The sequence below is a fragment of the Pseudomonas sp. TWP3-1 genome (genome assembly GCF_049896625.1).
Taxonomy (GTDB): domain Bacteria; phylum Pseudomonadota; class Gammaproteobacteria; order Pseudomonadales; family Pseudomonadaceae; genus Aquipseudomonas.
Map to the genome: position 1 here is coordinate 85909 of NZ_JAFCUQ010000020.1, position 20949 is coordinate 106857.

Below are 20949 nucleotides of genomic sequence, written 5' to 3' on the forward strand. Positions count from 1 at the left end.
CGGACATTTCCCTAAGGAGAGACGGAAATATCAACTTGCTTTCACCCCTGCCCACATTGCGCGTCCTTATAAAAGCACGCCTTGGACAATAAGACCTTAGCGGAACCCCAAGCCATGAACAAAAACCTGCGCTTCAGCCATAAAATTTTGCTTGCCGCCGCTCTCATCGTCATTGCCGCCTTCGCCTCGTTCACGCTGTACAACGACTGGTTGCAACGCAACGCGATTCGCGAAGACCTCGACAATTACCTGACCGAGATGGGCGAAGTCACCGCCGACAACATCCAGACCTGGCTCAGCGGACGGATCCTGCTGATCGAGAACGCCGCACAGAATATCGCGGTGAACCCGGAATCATCCGTTGTCGCCAACCTGCTGGAACAGAAAGCCCTGACCTCGACGTTCATGGCTTCCTACCTCGGCGACGCCACCGGCCACTTCACCATCCGCCCGGACGTGAAGATGCCGGATGGTTTCGATCCACGCGTGCGCCCTTGGTATAAAGGTGCCGAATCCAGCAGCACCCCGACCCTGACCGAACCCTACATCGACGCGGCCACCGGCCAAACCATCATTTCCATCGCCACCGCCTCGAAGAAAGCCGGCCAGAGCGTCGGTGTGGTGGGCGGTGACCTGAGCCTGCAAACCCTGATCGACACCCTGAGCGCCCGGGACTTCTCCGGCATGGGTTACGCGTTCCTGGTCAGCGCCGACGGCAAAATTCTCGTGCACCCGGACAAGGCCTTGGTGATGAAGTCACTCAAGGACGCCTATCCGCAGGACACCCCGCGCATCAGCAGCGACTTCAGTGAAGTCAGCGTCGATGGCAAAACCCGCATTGTGACCTTCACCGCGATCAAAGGCCTGCCGTCGGTGAACTGGTACATCGGTTTGTCGGTGGACAAGGACAAAGCCTTCTCGATGCTCAGCGAGTTCCGCACCTCGGCGGTGATCGCCACGGTGATTGCGGTGGCGATCATCCTCGCCCTGCTGGGCATGCTGATCCGCATCCTGATCCAGCCGCTGCACGTCATGACCCGCGCCATGGAAGACATCGCTGACGGCGAAGGCGACCTGACCAAACGCCTGACCATCCAGAATCAGGATGAGTTCGGCGTGCTCGGCACCGCGTTCAACCGTTTCGTCGAACGTATTCACGGCTCGATTCGGGAAGTGTCGTCGGCCACCGGACAGGTCAACGAAGTTGCTCTGCGGGTAGTCGCCGCGTCGAATTCGTCGATGTACAACTCCGACCAGCAAGCCTCGCGCACCAACAGCGTGGCCGCTGCGATCAACCAGCTCGGCGCCGCCGCTCAGGAAATTGCACGCAACGCTGCACAAGCTTCGACTCAGGCCAGCGATGCGCGTGGTCTGGCGGAAGATGGCCAGCAAGTGGTGGATCGCAGCATCAAGGCGATGAACCAGTTGTCGAGCATGCTCAGCGCGTCGAGCAGCAACATTGAGTCGCTGAACAGCAAGACCGTGAACATCGGCCAGATTCTTGAGGTGATCACCAGCATTTCCCAGCAAACCAACCTGCTGGCGCTCAACGCCGCCATCGAAGCAGCCCGCGCTGGTGAGGCTGGACGCGGGTTTGCGGTGGTGGCGGACGAAGTGCGCAATCTGGCACATCGCACCCAGGAATCGGCGCAGCAAGTGCAGACCATGATCGAGGAGCTGCAGGTTGGCGCTCGCGAATCGGTGAGCACCATGAGCGAGAGCCAGCGCCACAGCCAGGACAGCGTGGAGATCGCCAACCTCGCCGGTGAACGCCTGAACAGCGTGACCCAGCGCATTGGCGAGATTGACGGGATGAACCAGTCGGTGGCGACGGCGACCGAGGAACAGACTGCGGTGGTTGAGTCGATCAACGTGGACATCACCGAGATCAATACGCTGAACCAGGAAGGGGTGGAGAACTTGCAGGCGACGTTAAGGGCTTGTTCGGATCTGGAGCAACAGGCTTCGCGGTTGAAGCAGTTGGTGGGTAGTTTCCGCATTTAAGATCAAAAGCTTTACCCCCTCACCCCAACCCTCCCGAAACGTCGGACCGCCCCCAAGGGGGCGAGGGGGAAAGGGAGCAGATCTTCAAGCTGTTCAAAACCTGAGTTCGACTCAAGACTTTCAGGTCGATGGATTCCGTAAAAACCCCACGGTCAGTCCCCTCTCCCTCCGGGAGAGGGTTAGGGTGAGGGGCTTGGCGTCCCAAAACCCGCCCATCCCGCCCCAAACCCCAACCGAACATCTATTCTGGATAAAGGTCAACCAAGGGAGATCAACCAGAGGAGGGATGTTCACCGTGCACATTGCCGACATCACCATGTTCTACGCCCCGGCCAGCGGCGGCGTGCGCACTTATCTGGATGCCAAGCATCGACGCCTGACCAGCAAACCCGGAATCCGCCACAGCTTGCTGATCCCCGGCGCACATCTGGCTGAACAGGACGGCGTGTACTCGGTTCCCGCGCCCGCCCTGCCGTTCGGCAAGGGTTATCGCTTCCCCCTGCGTCTGGCGCCGTGGCGCAATGTATTGCAGGCTTTGCAGCCGGATCTGATCGAAGTCGGCGACCCGTATCTGACAGCCTGGGCAGCACTGGATGCGCGACGGCAACTGGATGTGCCGGTGATCGGCTTTTATCACTCCGATCTGCCGCTGTTGATCAGCAATCGAATGGGCCAGTGGGTCACGCCAAACATCGAGGCCTATGTGCGCAAGCTGTACGGCAACTTCGACCGCGTGCTCGCGCCGAGCCGAGTCATGGCTGACAAGCTTACCGGGCTCGGCGTACGCAACGTGTTCGTGCAACCGCTGGGCGTCGATCTGCAAACCTTCCACCCCGACGCCCGCGATCCCGGCCTGCGCGCCGAGCTGGGTATCAGCGAGGACACGCACCTGCTGATCTTCGCCGGGCGTGGTTCCAAAGAGAAAAACCTGCCGGTGCTGCTCAAATGCATGCAGCGTCTCGGCCCGCGTTATCACTTGCTGTTGGTCGGCTCGTCTATGCCGGCAGCGGTGCCGGATAACGTCAGCGTGATTGATGAATTCTGCCCGGCTGCGCAAGTCGCGCGACTGTTGGCGAGTGCCGATGCGCTGCTGCATGCCGGCGATCAGGAAACCTTCGGGCTGGTGATTCTCGAAGCCATGGCCTGCGGGATTCCGGTGGTAGCCGTCGCCGCGGGTGCGTTTGAAGAAATTGTCAGCGAAGACTGCGGCCTGCTCTGCGCGCCGAACAATCCGCAGGCGATGGCTAATGCCGTGCGTGAGTTGTTCAGTCGCGGCGCCGGACAAATGGGCCGTCAGGCGCGCCAGCACGTCGAACGGACTTACGCGTGGGACACGGTGGTCGACAGTTTGCTCGGGCACTATCACGCAGTGCTCGGCAATGCCCTGCCGCAGGTGGCCAATGGTTGAATCTGCCGAGCGGCGCGCCCTGTTGCTGGTGTTACACGACGTTGCGCCCTCGACGTGGGCGGATTATCGGCCCTTCGTCGAAGCGGTCGACCAGTTGGGCGACGTGCCCATGACCTGGTTGGTGGTGCCCGACTTTCATCGCCGGAATGCACTCGGTGAGCACGCTGATTTCCGTCGTTTGCTCAGCGAACGCGTTCGCCGTGGCGATGAGTTGGCGCTGCATGGTTACTTCCATGACGACGACGGCCCGGCGCCAACCACACCTCGCGACTGGTTCATGCGGCGGATTTACACCCATGAAGGCGAGTTCTTCCAGCTGTCGCGCGAAGCCGCCCTCGCCCGCCTGCACGCAGGCATCGAAGTATTCCGCCAGTTCGACTGGCCGTTGCACGGCTTCGTCGCGCCGGCGTGGCTGATGAGCGACGGCACGCGCCAGGCCCTGCGCGAGCTGCCACTGCGTTACACCAGCGATCCACAACATATTTATCGCCTGCCGGAGTTTGCCGCCATCGACGCCCCCGGACTGGTCTGGAGCGCCCGCAGCGCCTGGCGCCGAGGCTTGTCGAAGATTGTCAGTGATCAGCGCGAACAGCGTTGGCATCAGGCACCGGTGATTCGCCTCGGCCTGCACCCGGTGGACATGCGCCACCCGTTCGCCCGAAACTATTGGCTGCAAACTCTTAAACGTCTGTTAGCCGAAGGCCGAGTACCGATGACCAAGATTGACTGGCTGGCGCAACAGCGCGAGCAATTGGAACGTGTCGCATGAGTCGTGGCATTCTGTTGCTGATCGGCCTGCTCGCGGCGGTGTTGATTCCGTCGTTGCTCGGCGGTGGCGAGACCTGGACGCGGCTGCGTGCCTTTCCGCTGTCGTGGCTGCTGATCATGTTCGGCATGATTCTGTTGTGCTGGGGCATCAACACCTTGCGCCTGCGTCTGCTGCTGGGTGATCAGCGCGAAAAGGTCACGCCACTGAAAAGCCTTGGCGTGGTGATGGCCGCGGAATTTGCCTACTGCGCTACGCCCGGCGGCAGCGGCGGGCCGTTGACCATCATGGCGCTGCTGGCGCGCAGCGGCGTGCGGCCGGCGCGAGGCAGTGCGGTATTTGCGATGGATCAGTTGAATGATCTGCTGTTCTTTCTCTGCGCCCTGAGCGGGATTCTGATTTACGCGTTGTTCCAGCACATCAGCGACCGCATGGAATGGCTGCTGATGGTCAGCGCGGTGTCGCTGTTCGGCGGTCTGTTCAGTTGTGTGCTGGTGGCGCGTTATCACCGTGCGCTGATTCGTTTGAGCGGACGGCTGCTGGCGCGGATCAACGTGCAGCTCGGCACCCGGCGGCGCTGGGCGCGCAAGTTGCTGCATTTTCTCGCGGCGTTCACCGACACGCTGAAATTGCCATGGCAAACCCTGATCAAAGTGTTCGCCCTGACCTGCGTGCATTGGTTGCTGCGCTACAGCGTGCTGTACCTGGCGTTGCGTGGATTGGGTGCGGATTTGCAGTGGGCCTGGAGTTTTCTGATCCAGATGCTTTCGCTGGGGGCCGGGCAATTCAGTCTGTTGCCGGGGGGCGCGGGGGCGGCGGAATTGACGTCGGCAGCGCTGCTGGCGCCGATGGTGGGCAGCTCGACCGCTGCGGCGGCGATTCTGATCTGGCGGGTGGTGACGTATTACTTCTATCTGCTGGTCGGCGGGCCGGTGTTCCTGTTGATGCTCGGGCGACCGCTGCTCAGGAAGTTGCTGAAGGTTCGTCAGGCTTAGGCGGGTCTTCGTTGAGTTGTTGCCACAACTCGGCGGCGCCGGGGAATTCGGTGCCGTCGTCCGGGGTCATGTCTTGCGGATCATAGCGACTGAGGCAACCTTCACCGAGGGTCGCAGGGGCTTTGGAAGTGGCTTTGTCCAGTGGATCGGTCATGGTCTATCTCCGCAAATCTGCGATCGTTGCCACGCGGTGCATGGCAACGACCCCGTCGACTATCAGAACACCACAGTCTTGTTGCCGTGCACCAACACGCGGTCTTCGAGGTGATAACGCAGACCACGGGCCAGCACCATTTTCTCGACGTCACGGCCGAAACGCACCATGTCTTCGATGCTGTCGCTGTGGCTGACACGCACCACGTCCTGCTCGATGATCGGGCCGGCATCCAGTTCTTCGGTCACGTAATGGCAGGTCGCGCCGATCAGCTTCACACCACGCATCGACGCCTGATGGTACGGCTTGGCACCGACGAACGACGGCAGGAAGCTGTGGTGAATGTTGATCACCTTGTGCGCGTACTCGCTGCACAGCGCCGGTGGCAGGATCTGCATGTAGCGCGCCAGCACCACCACTTCGGCATCGTGCTGCTTGACCAGACGCGAGACTTCGGCGAACGCCGGTTCCTTGTCCTGCGGATTGACCGGGACGTGGTAGTAAGGAATGCCGTGCCACTCGACCATGCTGCGCAGGTCATCGTGGTTGGAAATCACGCAGGAGATTTCGCAATCCAGCTCGTCGCTGTGCCAGCGGTGCAGCAAGTCAGCCAGGCAGTGCGATTCGCGGCTGGCCATCAGCACCACGCGCTTTTTCTGCTCGGTGTCGGTGATGCGCCAGTCCATCGAGAACTCTTCGGCGATCGGTGCAAACTTCTCGCGCAAAGTCTCGATACCGAAAGGCAACGAATCGGCACGAATTTCGTGACGCATGAAAAACCAGCCAACCTGATTGTCCGAATGGTGGCTCGCTTCGGTGATCCAGCCGTTGTGGGACGCCAGAAAGTTACTGACTTTGGCAACGATGCCAACGCGGTCCGGGCAAGAAATCACCAGCCGAAAGGTGCGCATGAGGGGGAAACTCCAGAACTTCGCAAAGGCCGCCATTCTAGCGACTGCGCAGCAAAACTGCAGTATTGATGCGCGCCAGGCCGTTGGCTGGCCTTGCTGAAGATTTTTTGACGGCGATCCACGCCAGAATGCTGGCGCAGCAATAGCCCTGCGCGAGCTACTCAATGTGAATATGTGTGAAGACTGCATCACATATTTAACTGAATATTCAATTCAAAGCTCTTTTACGTAACTAATTTAAATAAAAACTCCGGCTAAATGTTTACTTGATGAAACAGCCTGACTATTATTGCGGCACTGTCCCTGCCATCGCGCACTCCACACATAAGGTAGTAATCATGTCCTTGATCAACGAATATCGCGCCACAGAAGAAGCGATCAAAGAGCTGCAAGCCCGTTTGAAGAACCTGTCGCAAGACGACAAACTGCAAACCGAGCTGGAATTTGAAGGCAAACTGCGCACCCTGATGGGCGAATACTCCAAGTCGCTGCGTGACATCATCGCGCTGCTGGATCCAGAGTCCAAATCCAAAGCTCCACGTGGCGGCGCAGTAAAAACTACCGGCACCAAGCGTGCTCGCAAAGTTAAGCAGTACAAAAACCCGCACAACGGCGAAGTCATCGAAACCAAAGGTGGCAACCACAAGACTCTGAAAGAGTGGAAAGCCAAGTGGGGCGGTGACGTGGTTGAAGGCTGGGCTACCCTGCTGGGCTAAGCCGCACCCCTCGTCGCAGACCTGTTCGCGACGCAAAAGAAACGCCAGCAAACGCTGGCGTTTTTTTATGCCTGAAATTCAGCCCCCTTCATATTCGAATTCAAAGGCTCAAACGTTTGCGCAATGCCTGAACATAATTGTCCCACTCATTGAGCACTGCACTTTGTGCAGGTGTCGCATTTGCCAGCCATTGCTGCGCGGCCTCTGCAAAAGAATCGAGGGTATTAGGTGCCCCCCATTCTGGTGCCGACAAACGCTGTCGACAAAAGATTCTCCAGCGCTCTTGCTCTGCAGAATTCAACGTATCCGCAAAGTTGCGTGCGCGATATCGAAAGAGTAATTCAGGCAAACGTTCGTCATCGAACGGCCATTGCTCTTGCGCTAATTGCTCAGGATCAGCCGTCCTCACTTGCTCACACAGACGCCGATCACGGTCACCAATAAATCCGTCATACAACTGTTGTTCCGGATCTTCGCTCTGGGTGAAATCTTCACGGGTATAAATCGCCGCGACTTTATCTTTCCAGATTGCCGGTGCGTCACTTAGTCGCAATGCCCGCGCCTGATACAGCGCCATATCCAGCCCAAGTCTTTGCTGATCGTGCGCCCGTAACACGGACAGCGGCGCCACCACCGGGCACTTGTTGATATGAATAAGTTTGAGCGGCACCGGTAATTCGCCTTCGGCCAGTTGCTCGCGACGGGTGTAGAGACGCTGGCGCAGGGTCTCCGCATCCAGATCGAGCAGTCCCTGCGGGTCAAGGTGCAGATCGCAAACGATCAGTGCGTTTTTATTGCGCGGGTGCCAGGCCAGCGGCAACACCACGCCAACATAACTGCGCGCCGCCGAGAAGCGCCCGGAAATGTGCACCATTGGCTGCAACAGGCGAATCTGATCCATGACCTTCTGCTTGCTGCGCAATTGAAACAGCCAGTCGTACAACTTGGGTTGTTTCTCGCGGATCAAGCGCGCCAAAGCGATAGTTGCGCGCACGTCCGACAGCGCTTCGTGAGCATGCCCGTGATCGATGCCATTGGCGGCAGTCAGGCGCTCGAGCTTGAGCGTGACCTTGCCTTCGTCATCCGTCGGCCACACCAGGCCGTCGGGGCGCAGCGCGTAAGCGGCGCGCACCACATCGATCAGATCCCAACGGCTATTGCCGCTCTGCCACTCGCGGGCGTATGGATCGAAAAAATTGCGATACAGGCTGTACCGCGTCATCTCGTCGTCAAAACGCAAAGTGTTGTAGCCAGCACCGCAAGTGCCGGGGGTAGCGAGCTGGGCGTGAATGCGCGTCATGAAATCGGCTTCGCTCAAACCCTCGGCGGCCAACCGGCTCGGGGTGATACCGGTGATCACACATGCCGCCGGGTGCGGCAGGATGTCTTCGCTGGGCTGGCAATAGAGATTGACCGGCGTATCGATCTCGTTGAGTTCGTGGTCGGTGCGAATCCCGGCGACCTGCAAAGGGCGATCGCAGCGCGGATTGATGCCGGTGGTTTCGTAGTCGTACCAGAAGATGGAAGTCACGGGCGGTTCCTGAACTGAAGATCGGCGAAGTCTAGGCGCTTGGGCGGTGTCGCGGCCAGCGCAGCATCATTCAGCCACAGTTGGTTGAACGCTGTGTATTACATAGTTATGTCGTTTCCCCCCGTGAGGCTGCTAGCATCGGTCGCACTCGTATCCGATCCGGCAACCTTTCAGGTAGACCATGCTCGAGCACACAGCACCGCCAGGGAAAGCACCGCTGATCACGCCGCTGGACACGCGGCACCAGGTCGAAACGCCGGAAGGCATCGACCTGCCGCTGCGTCCGGCCGGGCTGATGGTGCGCGCTCTGGCCTTCACGATTGATCTGGGTTTGCGCGGGATCATCCTCGGCGTGTTGTTCATCGCACTGGCGTTGCTCGGCAAACTCGGCCTCGGACTCGGCTCGCTACTGCTGTTCGCGGTGAGCTGGTGGTACATGGTGTTGTTCGAAGTGCTGCGTCAGGGGCGTTCGCCGGGCAAGCAATGCATGGGCCTGCGCGTGGTGCATGACGATGGCACGCCAGTCGGCTGGTCGGCTTCGCTGCTGCGCAATCTGCTGCGCTTCGTTGACCTGATGCCGTTCGGCTACTTCCTCGGCGCAATCAGTTGCCTGCAACATCCAGCCTTTAAACGCCTTGGCGATATCGCCGCCGGCACGCTGGTGGTTTACAGCGAGCGCCCGCTCAGCCGTCCACAATTGCCTGAAGCCGAACCTCGGCGCTCGCCGATTCCCCTGACGTTGAGCGAACAACGCGCGCTGCTCGGATTCGCCGAGCGCCAGAGTGAGTTGTCGCCCGAGCGAGTCAAAGAACTCGCCGCCCTGCTCGCCCAGCCGCTGCACATCAGCGCGCCAAAAGCCGTGGCCGAGCTCAACGGCATCGCCCGTGGCCTGTTGGGGCCGACATGAAGCAGAGCCTTTTCGAAAATCGCCACAAGGCCGAATGGGAGCGTTTTGCGCTGGCTCTCGAACGTCTCGAGCGCGGCAAGGACACGGCGCAAGTCGCCGCTTTTCCCAAGGCCTATCGTCGACTTTGCCAGCATTTGGCTCTGGCGCAGGAACGCGGCTACAGCAGTTTTCTGATCGACTCGTTGCAGCAGCAAGTCCTGCGCGGCCATCAGCAGCTGTACCGGCATCGCAGCCAACTCGGCGCCAATCTGCTGGGTTTCATTCTCGGTGGCTTTCCCAGACTGGTGCGCGAAGAATGGCGCTTCGTGCTCGCCTCCGCTGTGCTGTTTTTTGGCAGCCTGATCGGTTTCGGTGTGCTGGTTTATCTGTTCCCGGAGCTGATCTACAACCTGATCCCCGCCGATCAGGTGCGCGAGATGCAAGGCATGTACGACCCGGTCGCCGGCCATCTCGGGCGCTCGGCCGAACGTGCCGCCAGTGAAGACTGGGTGATGTTCGGCTACTACATCATGCATAACATCGGCATTGCCTTTCAGACCTTCGCCGGGGGATTGCTGGCGGGCGTGGGCAGCGCGTTTTTCCTGATCTACAACGGTTTGATGATCGGCGCGGTGGCCGGGAATCTGACAGAAATCGGTTTTGGCCAGACGTTCTGGTCGTTCGTGATCGGGCATGGTGCGTTCGAACTGACTGCAATTGCGCTGGCCGGTGCGGCAGGTTTGAAACTCGGTTGGGCGTTGATTGCACCGGGGCGGCTGACGCGTGGCGAGGCGCTGAGGCTCGCGGCACGCCAGAGTGTGTTGCTGGTGTGCGGGGTCATGCTGTTTCTGTTGATCGCGGCGTTTATCGAGGCGTATTGGTCGTCACGCACTTCAGTCACTCCGCTGACCAAGTATTTGGTCGGTGCCGGCCTTTGGCTGAGCGTGGCGATGTATCTGCTGTTCGCCGGAAGGACTCGCCATGCGCCTGAGTGATGCGACCGTGGTGATCCGCCCGCGCACATCCTGGGAAGCCATGGACTTGGGTGTGCTCATGAGTCAGCAGCATCGGCGCCTGTTGATGACCAGTTGGGCGATTGTCACTTTGCCGCTGTTCGCTCTTTTGACTGCGTTGTTGTGGGAATCGCCGTCGCTGGCGCTGTTGATCTTCTGGTGGCTGAAACCGGCTTACGAACGTTTGCCGTTGTACATCCTGTCCAAATCCCTGTTCGGTGAAACGCCCACATTGAAACAGGCGTTGCGCGAATGGCCGCGTCTGCTCAGGCCGCAATTGCTCGCTAGCCTGACCTGGCGCCGCTTCAGCCTGAGCCGCAGCTTTCTGTTGCCAGTGCTGCAACTCGAAGGGCTCGATGGCAACGCGCGCCAGCAACGTTTGCAAGTCTTGCTGCAACGCAATGCCGGGGCCGCGCAATGGCTGACGGTGATCGGTGCGCATCTGGAAAGCGCGTTGTGGATCGGCCTGATGGTGCTGTTCTACATGCTCCTGCCGCAGCAGATCGAAACCGACTGGGACTGGCAAAGCCTGATCCTCGCCGCCGACCACGAGTGGCGCTGGCTGGAACACCTGACCAACGTCTTCTACGCGCTGGTGCTGGTGATCTGGGAGCCGATCTACGTCGCCTGCGGATTCAGCCTTTACCTGAACCGGCGCACGCTGCTGGAGGCGTGGGACATCGAGCTGGTGTTCCGCCGTCTGCGTCAGCGCCTGAACAGCAGCGCACTCGGTTTGCTGTTGGTGGTGTGCCTGCTGCTGCCAGGCGTGCCGTCGGCATGGGCCGATGAACCGGCGATTGCGCCGGACGCCCCACGACTTTTGCACCAGCCGCTGACCAGTCAGGCGTCGCGCGACAGCATCAAGGCAGTGCTCGAACAGCCGCCGTTCAAGAACAAGGAAACCGTCACCCGTTATCGTTTTGGCGAAGATCCGGCGACCCCGGCCAAGGCAGGCAAAGCAGGTGAAGCGCCACAGTGGCTGAAAACCCTGCTCGACTGGCTCGACGGCAAGCATCTTGATGGCTTGGCCAGGGTGATTGAAATACTGCTGTGGGGTGCGGTGATTACTGCGCTCGGCTGGTTGATCTGGCGCTACCGCGAGTTTGTGCGAGCGTTTGTCAGCCGCCGTCCACGCTTGCCCGAGCGTGTGAAAAGACCGGCTCCCCAACAAGCCTTTGGTCTCGATCTGAACCGCGATACCTTGCCCGCCGACATCGCCGCCCACGCCGAACAACTCTGGCACACCGAACCTCGGGCGGCACTGGGTCTGCTCTATCGCGGGCTGCTCAGCCATTTGCTGCGCGACTTCGACATGACGTTGAAACCCGCCGACACGGAAAGTCAGATGCTGGCGCATGTCGAACAATTGCAGCGCCCGGAACTGCTCGCCTTCAGCCGCAACCTCACCGGCCACTGGCAGAACATGGCGTACGGACATCGAGTGCCAGCGGCGCATCTGCGCGAAGAATTGTGTAACGGCTGGCGCGCGTTGTTCGGCCCCGGAGCCGCCCGTTGAACCGGCGCACGCTGTGGATCGTCGGCGCATTGCTCATTGCGCTGCTGGGCGCTTTGAGCGTTTTCCTTTACCTCAAGGCCACGCCTTACGAAGAAGTTATCGACCACGGCCCCTCGCCCGTCGCGCAGGCCAATCCTTATCTGGCGGCGGAGATGTTCCTGCGTGAGCGCGGCCTCAAGGTTGATCACGCCGAAAGCCTCAGCGTGCTGCCCGACATCGATCCGCGCCAACACACGCTATTGCTGTTCAACGACCGCTCGCGGATGCCCCCGCGCCAAGTCGATCAAGTGCTGAACTGGGCACGCGCCGGCGGCCGATTGGTGTTCGTCGCCGAATCGATCTGGGATGAAAAAACCGGGCAGAGCAACGATCTGCTGCTCGACCGCGTGCAACTGCATCAATCCATGAGCAAGGATCTGAAAGATCCACCCGCCGATGCCGGCAACGACCTCTACCCGAAACTGACCAAGCTGTATCTGGAAGACGAAGACACGCCCGCCTACGCCGGTTTCGATCCCGCGTTCCACCTCGACGACCCGAAAAACCTTGCCCAGGCCTGGGCCAACAGCGCCAAAGCCACGCACATGATGCAACTGGCCTACGGCCTCGGCTCGATCACCGTGGTCACCGATGCCGAGCTGTGGAAAAGCGCCGCCATCGCCGAGCACGACAACGCCTGGCTGCTCTGGTATCTGAGCGCCGATACCGACGTCACGCTGCTGTTCAACACTGAGCACGACAGTCTGCTGACTCTGCTTTGGCGCAACTTCCCGCAAGCCATCGTCGCCCTGCTCGCGTTGATCGGCCTGTGGCTGTGGCACGTCGGCGTACGCCACGGCCCGGTTCAGGTACCCGCACCGAGCGGCCGTCGCCAACTGATGGAGCACCTGCGCGCCAGTGCCGATTTCATCCTGCGGCACAACGGCCAGCACACGCTGCTGCAAGCCTTGCAGCAAGATGTCTTGCGCCGCGCCCGTCATCGACATCCCGGATTCGACCAATTGAACGTTGCCGAACAATGGCTGGTGCTGTCGCGCCTGACCCGGCAACCGACCCGCGCCATCAGCCAGGCCCTGAGCCCGGCGCCGAAAAAGCGCTTGCCCAGCGCAGAATTCTGCCGCCAGGTCGCCCACCTGCAAACCTTGAGGAACGCTTTATGAGTGAGATCGAACCCGGCTCGCCGAGCCACGTTGCACAGCAGCGTCAGCGCGCCAGCCAACTCGCACAAGCGGTACGCGGCGAATTGCAGAAGGCGCTGATCGGTCAGAACAGCGTGATCGACGACGTGCTGACCGCGCTGATTGCCGGCGGCCATGTGCTGCTCGAAGGCGTTCCCGGCCTCGGCAAAACGTTGCTGGTGCGCGCACTCGCCCGTTGCTTCGGTGGTGAGTTCGCACGCATCCAGTTCACCCCGGATCTGATGCCCAGCGATGTCACCGGTCACGCGGTGTACGACCTGAAAACCGAGCAGTTCAAACTGCGCAAAGGCCCACTGTTCACCAACCTTTTGCTGGCCGACGAGATCAACCGCGCCCCGGCGAAAACTCAAGCCGCGCTGCTCGAAGCGATGCAAGAGCGCCAGGTGACACTGGAAGGCAAGGCACTGCCGATTGCGCAACCGTTCATGGTGCTCGCCACGCAAAACCCAATCGAACAGGAAGGCACTTACCCACTGCCGGAAGCCGAACTCGACCGCTTCATGCTCAAGGTGCGCATGGACTACCCGGACGCCGATCAGGAACTGGACATGGTGCGTCAGGTCAGCCGCTCGACGCGTGCCGACATGCTCGACGTGCAACCGCTGCGCACGGTGTTGCAGGCCAAAGACGTGCAGGCTCTGCAACGTATTGCCAGTGATTTGCCGCTCGACGATCAAGTGCTCGATTACGCCGTGCGTCTGGCGCGCAGCACCCGCACCTGGCCGGGCCTGACCCTCGGCGCCGGGCCGCGCGCCTCCATCGCACTGGTGCGTTGCGCCCGCGCGCGCGCCTTGTTACGCGGTGGCGAATTCGTGATTCCCGATGACATTAAAGGCTGCGCACTGGCCGTATTGCGCCATCGCGTACGCCTGGCCCCGGAGCTGGACATCGAAGGGTTGCAAGTCGATCAGGTATTGCAGCAATTGCTCGACCAAATCCCGGCACCGCGGCTGTGAAGTCCCCCATGTCAAACACAAACCTTGTGGCGAGGGAGCTTGCTCCCGCTCCAGTGCGCAGCGCTGGCAAGCTCTTCGCCTTGTCAGAAATGTTGGGCCGGCTTCGCAGCCCAGCGGGAGCAAGCTCCCTCGCCGCAGGAATTGTGCGCCCATGAAGCCTTCGCGGCTGTTGTTGATCTGGCTGGCGATCCTGCTGGCCATCGGCATTGTGCTCGGCAGTTTGCAGGCGCTGGATATCGAGGTGCCTGCAACGCTGTTGTCGATCAACTGGGGGTTGCTCCTCGCATTGCTGGCGCTGGCAACGCTCGACGCCGTACGCCTGAAACGCCTGCCCTCGCCGCGCGTGCAACGGCAGATGCCCGGCAGCTTGGCACTCGGTCGCTGGAGCGAAGTACGGCTGGCAGTCGAACACGATTTCGCGCAACCGCTTGCCATGCAAATCTACGATCACGTACCCGACGGCCTCAGCTTCGAAAACCTGCCGCTCTCCACCGAGCTGCAACCCGGCCAACGCAGCCTGATCGGCTATCGCCTGCGCCCACTCAAACGCGGGCACTTCACGTTCAATCACTGCGAAATCAACCTGCCCAGCCCCTTGGGTTTATGGTCGGGCAAACGCCTGCTGAACATCACCGACCAAACCCGCGTCTACCCCGACTTTGCCCGCCTGTACGGCGGCCAGTTATTGGCGGTCGACAACTGGCTCAGCCAGCTCGGCGTACGTCAGCGCCAGCGTCGCGGTCAGGGTCTGGAATTCCACCAACTGCGTGAATTTCGCGAAGGCGACAGCCAACGCCAGATCGACTGGAAAGCCACCGCCCGCCATCGCACACCGATCGCCCGGGAATATCAGGACGAGCGTGATCAGCAGATTATTTTCATGCTCGATTGCGGGCGACGGATGCGCAGTCAGGATGGCGAGCTGGCGCATTTTGATCATGCGTTGAATGCGTGTTTGCTGCTCAGTTATGTGGCGCTGCGTCAGGGGGATGCGGTGGGTTTTTGCACTTTTGCCAGCGACCAGCCGCGCTACCTCGAACCGGTCAAAGGCAGCGGCCAACTAAAGGTTTTGCTCAACAGCGTTTACGATCTCGAAAGCACGCAACGCCCCGCCGATTACCCGGCGGCGGTGACTCAATTATTGGCCAGACAAAAACGTCGGGCACTGGTGGTGCTGGTGACCAACCTGCGTGATGACGACGATGAAGAACTGCTCAGCGCTGTAAAACGCCTGAGTGAACAGCACCGCGTGTTGGTCGCGAGCCTGCGCGAAACCGTGCTCGACGACCTGCGCCAGCAACCCGTGCAAACGCTGGACGACGCACTGACGTACTGCGCCAATGTCGACTATCTCAACGCCAGCGCGCAACAGCATGAGCGGTTGAGTGCTCAGGGTGTTGCGGTGGTGCAGGCCCCGCCCGAGGCGTTGGGGCCAGAGCTGGTGACGCGCTATCTCACTTGGAAGAAGGCCGGCGCTTTTTAACTTGCTTCGATGCCGGAGCGGGCGGTGTTGGCCCCAGAGAGATATGATTTGCAGGAGACTGATTCATCAGTTTGTCCGCCGACAGTACCAGGAAGTAAGTCCCCCCGGCGGTTGCGTTGGTGATAAATGTCCAACTCAACCCCAAGCCAGTTATTGACAATGGCTGGCCCGGCGCAGGGCTCACGCTAGTAATGCCCAACTCAGTCACCGACGATTCGCCAACGACGCCCAACCGAAATTGATATTTCAATAACTCACTATCCGCAGCGACTTTCAATGTGACGGCGTGAGATTGCGCCGATCGTGGAAACACACTTTTCGCTCCCCAGACCGCCGCGTTAGCTGTATCTGTATTGAGCGTAAGGCTGGCGTCGCCCCAGATACCTGCCTTCACCACCGGAAACTCGAAGGTATGTGAGGCAGCCCTCGACTTACTGCCCTCAACCAATGCCGTCACCTGCGTTTTCCCCTGCGCCGTGGCCTTGTAGACAAACTCTGCCTTCCCGTCGCTATCAGTCACCACTCGCACCTGCTTCTGCCCTGGCTGGGTCTCGAACAGCACACTCACGTTTTCCGCAGGCATGCGAGTGCGCTTGGCTACTCTGACGGCCATACGCACGGACTGTCCGACTTCAGGATGATACGCAGGATCGAATACCTCAATAATCCCATCCGTAGCACGTTGTCCCTTGATTTTGGCTGGCATGACTTTGTCCTTGTTCTTTTTCGACACGGTGGGAATGGATGGAGTGACGTTCTGGCTGGTTCCAATGACCTTGAGGGTGAAGGTCTTGACTGGGGGCGTTGCATCATAAGGGCTTAGGGCCGTAGCGAGGACCTGGAATTCTCCCGGTGCGAGGGCCTTGAACGCGTACTGGGCATCGCCCGCCTCATTGGTGCTGGACGTTTTGACATCGCCGGCATTCACAAATGTCACCGGCACGCCCACCACTGGCAGATTGGAGTAATACGACGTGGCATTCAGATACAGCCGAACTGATTCATTCACCTGCAAGTCGAGATGAGGTTGCTCGACATGCGAAACAGTTCGGTTGTCATCCAGCGGCACGCCGTACACCGGGTAGCTGAAAAACTTATCTTCGAGAGTCAACTCAATGCCTTGATTGCCTTCCTGGGTGCTGGCGCGGGCGTCGAGGTCCCAGTCCTTTCCGGAGCCTGGGACGGGGAGCTGATTGTCGGCCGTCAGTTTCATCTGCAGATCGTCGCCAACTTGCAACTGCGCGGTCATCCTGAGTCCGACCATCGGGCTATCTGGCAGAGGCACTATTCGCAGCCCGTGGCGCCCGCCAAGGCAGGCCCAAATCGAATCTCCGGCAAGCAAAACCCGGTCGTCAAATGTGAGGGTCGCTTCTTCCGCCAGCACTTTCGAGAGCAATCTCCCCACCTGCTCATCAGGGTCGAGTTTAAAGTCCGGATCCAACCAATGGTGGTTCACTCGCACTTGGAACATGGCGCTGATCGACGAGGTAGAACTGACCATGTAGGTCAGCCCCTCCGCGGTCATCTCGCGTGGCGTGGCCCCTTCAGGTTCCATTACAAATTGCAGATCAGCCCCAGACTCACTGCTCAGTTCTACGGAGATGACTTCGCCTATCAGGAGCTCGCCGAGGGGCATGATTTTCAGTTCTACTGCGTCGGTATTGCGAAAGCACAGCAGTCCCACGGAGCCCTGCTTGCGACCACCAAGCGTCAACTCTGCCAGTAGGGCCCAAACGCTCTCGTCATACACCGTATAGTCAAATCGGTGCAGGCAATCGACTTTATCGTATGGATTGGCGATTTTTACACTGGCCCATGCGGGGCCGGCGGCGCCTGGTTCGAACGCCTTAATGATGTTCCCGGCAGGACCCGCCAGTTCCGGAACTTCTGCTGCACCGTTGTCACTCCAGTGAGTAAGCGCATTTGGAAGGCCTCCCACGCCTGGAACTCGCGATTGGATCAGGGCGGAAAACCGAACGTCGGTCCCCCCCTCCACAGGAAATCTGGTCAACACCTTTGGCTCGACGATCTCTTTCCAATTGTGGTCCAGATCCACTGTCAGCCGGGGAGAGGGCTCGAGCAATTTCACGCACTTGAGCGACACCGTGAACTCGCCATTCCTGCGGTTTTCGCAAGCCAGTCGCCACGACGCGCTATTCCCGACGACTTGCTGCGTATGGTTAATATCAGGGGTAAAAAAAACACCGACTTCCCCAGGCGTGACAACGCTTTCGGACTGCATCGTTACATCGGTCGTGTCCAGAATATTGTCTGCAAGCAGCAGCTCGAGATCATGGGTAGCACCGCGATTGAGGTAAATTGTCCCGCTATCCCAGTCAAGCTCTCCAAGCAGATCCAGTTTCACTTTGGCAGTCGTCCATGGATCTCTTTGGATCGGCTGGACGATGAACGTGTATACGGCCAGGTCCGGTCTGTAGAAGCTGGAGACGCTTGCGATGATGTGCTTGTCGCCGACTGTCGTCGGAGTATAGGAAAACGTTACCCTGCCTAGCGCATCCGAGTTCTGCGTCAATAAAACCGTATCGTCCAGTTTGAAAACAACCTCACGGTTGGCCAACGCCATTTGGGTGAAATGCGATCGCACTTCCACCGTCAGTTGCCCCGACTGGTTGAGGTCGATAACCGGGAAGTACTCAGATTCTTCGACGACATGCAGATACAGGCGAAAATGTCCGCAAACCAGACGCAAAGGGTAGAGCTCGGCAGTGTATTTGCTGCGTATGGCCAGCTTGGTCGTGAAATGCACGTCCGCGCGCGTATCCGCGCAGGAGAGCTGCCAGGTGTGATTAATCGGTTGATAGTGCTCCATCGCAGGCGAAGCGCGCAGAACATTATCGGGGTCATCCGTCACTACCAGTGCGGCTTCCGTCCCGGCCCAGGCATTTTTGGCTTCTACGTTAAATGCAACCGTATGGTTGCCACCGATGCACACGAGTGCCCGATTGCGGACTTGAGTGATGCCGTCGACCGTCAAACCTTCCAGCACCAGGTTCTCCAGCTCCAATAGCACTTCGGCAAGGGTGAAACGCACGGCGCCAGAACTTGAGAATTCATTCGACGGACTGATAACGCGGAGTTCGATTTTCTCCTCACCCTCAACAATCACCAGTTTGTGATCATACTCGGTCAACTCGACGGCCTCGGGACCGTCGGAAGTTCGTTTCTGCTTTCGTGACTTTCTGCGTGAGTTATGGAGTGTCAGGGGAGTGACGCCTGACTTATCGCCAGAGATTTGGACAGTTCCGTACTTGCCAGCATCCAGACCTTTGACTTCGTACCAGAAACGCAGCCGATACTCCGCTTTGCCCACACAGGGTACCGGCTTGTCCGGGAGCAATAATACTTGCCAGGCTTCTCCCTGGTTTTTGGCAGCCAACAAGTTGATCGGATCGCCGTGCCATGTTTCGAGGTAGTGGTTTACCGCACCCAGGTCATTGCTCAGCCAATCCTTCAATTGCTCGATAAAAGCACCATTACTCACAAAGTTGAAGTTCATGACGGTGTCTTCCCGGCGCGATCTGCTGCGCGTTTTTTCAGAGGCAGGGGCGGAGGTGGTACGAGCACGGCTTCGACTGCGGCCTCGAAAAGCGAGCCACCAGAACGGGCGCGATAGTCCACCTTCAAAATGATGTCAGTCAGTGAATCCAGAAAAGTGCGCTGGCTCGGAGTGTCAGGTCTGGCAAACTTCAACTCATAGTCAGCATCACAGCCAGTGCCCTCGAAAGGCATAAGACGGTCACTGGGTACCGGATCGACAACACCGGTATCGTTCAATCCCGAAGACAAGCCTATCTGCTGATGAGGGCGCAGGTTCACTACCATGGAGCCGGGTGTGCCGGTTCCATCGTGCAAGTACAGGAAGGTATTGATGTCCGCGGTCAGCATTGTAGAACTGCTGATTTGCGTCATGGTCGCGCAAAGATTTTCGTAAGGGCCGAGTAATCCGGGAAAGGTGCATGTGATCCCGAATAGCTGCCGGCAATAGAGGCCGGGAAAGTCCTCAGCGAAGGCAGTTTCCGTCAGATGGAATTTCAAAATCCCGCTACGGATGAAATTATCCCAATCGGCCGCCGGCACATACTGCTTGAGGGAAAACGTCTTCGTCAGTTCTATCTGACGTTCATTGCTCTGGATTCGTGCGGCAGCCATCTGAAACAGACTCAGTTTCAATGCAGCAGCGCAGGTGAAGCCATGGCGGGTGTCATTCCACGTATCGTGGCGGATGAACCGGGCATCGAAGTCGCCCTTCTCGTACTGCCAAGACCGTTCTGCGCGCTTGCATTGATCGAATGCAAGGTCATAGCCCTGATAGAGCAAGGATTTCAACTGCCCCAAGACCCAGTTGCTCAGATCCGGGCCAGTCGCGCGGCCCTTGTAGAACCGGTAAATTTCCTTGGCCTGGGTATTGGCGACGTCGGCCTGCTCAAGGCTGGTCCTGGCCGCCCTGATCGCGTGCTCCTGAGCTGCCACCTGCTCGCGCAACACCCGCACCTGTGCCTGAGACTGACGGTGCTCGAGCGCCCACTCCTCGGCGCGCCGACGGTACGCCTCGTTGATGCCGGCCTCCTCGGCTTCACCTCTCCATTCTTCGGCGATCATCTGCAGCAAGCGAGCGCCCGTGTAGGGGATCGCTGACATCTTGAAGCCACCCCAGGAGGTCCCATAAATGCTGGGGACTAAATCCAGGAACGCTCCGGCTGACTCAAGAGCGGCAGCACTCTTGGCAATCTGACGTGCATCACGGTTCTTTTCGATAACCCTGTTCTCGCCCGCCGACACCCCCTCCCTGACCAAGCGTTCGTAATGTTGCACTCGTTCGTTGAACATGCCTTCGCTCTGACGCAAGGAATTAATCGTGCTCTCGTGCTGAGCAATCGTTGCCTGATGTATCGAACGGGTATAGTCGGCCAACTCGATGGCCCGTTTCTGCATTAATTCTTCGAGCTCGTGGCGGTCACGCATCTCCAGCCAATTGCGCAGTTGGTCCTCCAGCTGCGCCAGATAGTCGACGATGGCCAACGCGAGGTCGAAAACCGTTTGAAATCTGTAGGGGACTATGTGTATCTGCCCACCGACGCCGCGTGAGGTGCCCAAGGTCCCGTTACCCTGAGCAATCAGCAGTTCCTTCGGATCCCCCATCCTTGAAAAAATCGGCAGGGTCAGCTCGTGCCCCTCTATCGTGCGGTTCGAGCGCAAGTGATCCAGACGCGATTTGAGCAACGCCGACAATTGGGCGGGGCGTTGGTTGACCCCGGGCTTGAACACGTCGCTACCGGTCAGATCCTGATGCAGTTGACCTGTCATCGATAAAGGTATGTCGGCCAATGAAAGCTTAAGCCCGGCCTCAAACGCTTTGAGCGCATTCCGACCTTTGGTTGCCGTCAGCAACT

Annotated in this window: 16 protein-coding genes and 1 pseudogene; 12 read left to right on the plus strand and 5 right to left on the minus strand. The window is 59.3% G+C overall.

Annotated elements, in window-relative coordinates:
* Window positions 1–114: 114 nt before the first annotated feature.
* The 5 genes and pseudogenes from ACP7BN_RS23340 to ACP7BN_RS23360 form a co-directional block, all read left to right on the plus strand.
* Window positions 115–1146, plus strand: a pseudogene (locus ACP7BN_RS23340) (HAMP domain-containing protein); the annotation flags it as partial.
* 93 nt (window positions 1147–1239) lie between these two features.
* Window positions 1240–2004, plus strand: a complete 765-nt coding sequence (locus tag ACP7BN_RS23345) for a methyl-accepting chemotaxis protein (protein WP_420646677.1) — start codon at window positions 1240–1242, stop codon at window positions 2002–2004.
* A gap of 295 nt (window positions 2005–2299) precedes the next feature.
* A complete protein-coding gene (locus tag ACP7BN_RS23350) occupies window positions 2300–3412 on the plus strand; it encodes a glycosyltransferase family 4 protein (RefSeq protein ID WP_426206291.1) in 1113 nt (370 codons plus the stop codon).
* Window positions 3405–4181 (plus strand): DUF2334 domain-containing protein, encoded by a 777-nt coding sequence (locus ACP7BN_RS23355; protein ID WP_426206276.1) that lies wholly within the window; start codon window positions 3405–3407, stop codon window positions 4179–4181. Before ACP7BN_RS23350 ends, ACP7BN_RS23355 begins: the two co-directional genes overlap by 8 nt.
* A complete protein-coding gene (locus ACP7BN_RS23360; RefSeq protein ID WP_426206277.1) occupies window positions 4178–5173 on the plus strand; it encodes a lysylphosphatidylglycerol synthase transmembrane domain-containing protein in 996 nt (331 codons plus the stop codon). The genes ACP7BN_RS23355 and ACP7BN_RS23360 overlap by 4 nt, the downstream gene beginning before the upstream one ends.
* Here the strand turns inward: ACP7BN_RS23360 and ACP7BN_RS23365 are convergent.
* Window positions 5142–5327 carry a hypothetical protein gene (locus ACP7BN_RS23365; protein ID WP_426206278.1) on the minus strand — a complete coding sequence of 62 codons (186 nt, stop codon included), beginning with the start codon at window positions 5325–5327 and terminating at the stop codon, window positions 5142–5144. The genes ACP7BN_RS23360 and ACP7BN_RS23365 overlap by 32 nt on opposite strands.
* Before the next feature lie 62 nt (window positions 5328–5389).
* On the minus strand, window positions 5390–6238 hold the full coding sequence (gene purU / locus ACP7BN_RS23370; protein ID WP_420646285.1) for a formyltetrahydrofolate deformylase: 849 nt from the start codon (window positions 6236–6238) through the stop codon (window positions 5390–5392).
* Between the two features lie 338 nt (window positions 6239–6576).
* On the opposite strand from purU, the gene mvaT reads away from it, so the two are divergent.
* The gene (mvaT, locus tag ACP7BN_RS23375) at window positions 6577–6954 is read left to right on the plus strand and encodes a histone-like nucleoid-structuring protein MvaT (protein ID WP_007945872.1); all 378 of its coding nucleotides are present in this window, start codon (window positions 6577–6579) and stop codon (window positions 6952–6954) included.
* A 100-nt stretch (window positions 6955–7054) separates the two neighbouring features.
* Here mvaT and sbcB read toward each other — a convergent pair whose 3' ends face one another.
* Complete coding sequence (sbcB, locus tag ACP7BN_RS23380; protein WP_426206279.1) at window positions 7055–8485, minus strand: exodeoxyribonuclease I; 1431 nt, start codon at window positions 8483–8485, stop codon at window positions 7055–7057.
* A gap of 181 nt (window positions 8486–8666) precedes the next feature.
* Between sbcB and ACP7BN_RS23385 the strand changes: the two genes are divergently transcribed.
* From ACP7BN_RS23385 to ACP7BN_RS23410, 6 genes are all read left to right on the plus strand, one after another.
* Window positions 8667–9392 carry an RDD family protein gene (locus ACP7BN_RS23385; protein ID WP_426206280.1) on the plus strand — a complete coding sequence of 242 codons (726 nt, stop codon included), beginning with the start codon at window positions 8667–8669 and terminating at the stop codon, window positions 9390–9392.
* Window positions 9389–10366 carry a stage II sporulation protein M gene (locus tag ACP7BN_RS23390; RefSeq protein ID WP_426206281.1) on the plus strand — a complete coding sequence of 326 codons (978 nt, stop codon included), beginning with the start codon at window positions 9389–9391 and terminating at the stop codon, window positions 10364–10366. The genes ACP7BN_RS23385 and ACP7BN_RS23390 overlap by 4 nt, the downstream gene beginning before the upstream one ends.
* On the plus strand, window positions 10353–11900 hold the full coding sequence (locus ACP7BN_RS23395; protein WP_426206282.1) for a DUF4129 domain-containing protein: 1548 nt from the start codon (window positions 10353–10355) through the stop codon (window positions 11898–11900). The genes ACP7BN_RS23390 and ACP7BN_RS23395 overlap by 14 nt, the downstream gene beginning before the upstream one ends.
* The gene (locus ACP7BN_RS23400; protein ID WP_426206283.1) at window positions 11897–13060 is read left to right on the plus strand and encodes a DUF4350 domain-containing protein; all 1164 of its coding nucleotides are present in this window, start codon (window positions 11897–11899) and stop codon (window positions 13058–13060) included. The genes ACP7BN_RS23395 and ACP7BN_RS23400 overlap by 4 nt, the downstream gene beginning before the upstream one ends.
* Window positions 13057–14055: an AAA family ATPase gene (locus ACP7BN_RS23405; RefSeq protein WP_426206284.1), complete on the plus strand. Its 999-nt coding sequence runs from the start codon at window positions 13057–13059 to the stop codon at window positions 14053–14055. Before ACP7BN_RS23400 ends, ACP7BN_RS23405 begins: the two co-directional genes overlap by 4 nt.
* Window positions 14056–14206: 151 nt before the next feature.
* Window positions 14207–15538, plus strand: coding sequence for a DUF58 domain-containing protein (locus ACP7BN_RS23410; protein ID WP_426206285.1), 1332 nt, complete (start codon window positions 14207–14209; stop codon window positions 15536–15538).
* On the opposite strand, the gene ACP7BN_RS23415 is transcribed toward ACP7BN_RS23410, so the two are convergent.
* Both ACP7BN_RS23415 and ACP7BN_RS23420 read right to left on the minus strand, forming a co-directional pair.
* Window positions 15510–19055, minus strand: a complete 3546-nt coding sequence (locus ACP7BN_RS23415; RefSeq protein WP_426206286.1) for a hypothetical protein — start codon at window positions 19053–19055, stop codon at window positions 15510–15512. The genes ACP7BN_RS23410 and ACP7BN_RS23415 overlap by 29 nt on opposite strands.
* Window positions 19052–20947 (minus strand): hypothetical protein, encoded by a 1896-nt coding sequence (locus ACP7BN_RS23420; RefSeq protein WP_426206287.1) that lies wholly within the window; start codon window positions 20945–20947, stop codon window positions 19052–19054. Before ACP7BN_RS23420 ends, ACP7BN_RS23415 begins: the two co-directional genes overlap by 4 nt.
* Window positions 20948–20949: the final 2 nt, after the last annotated feature.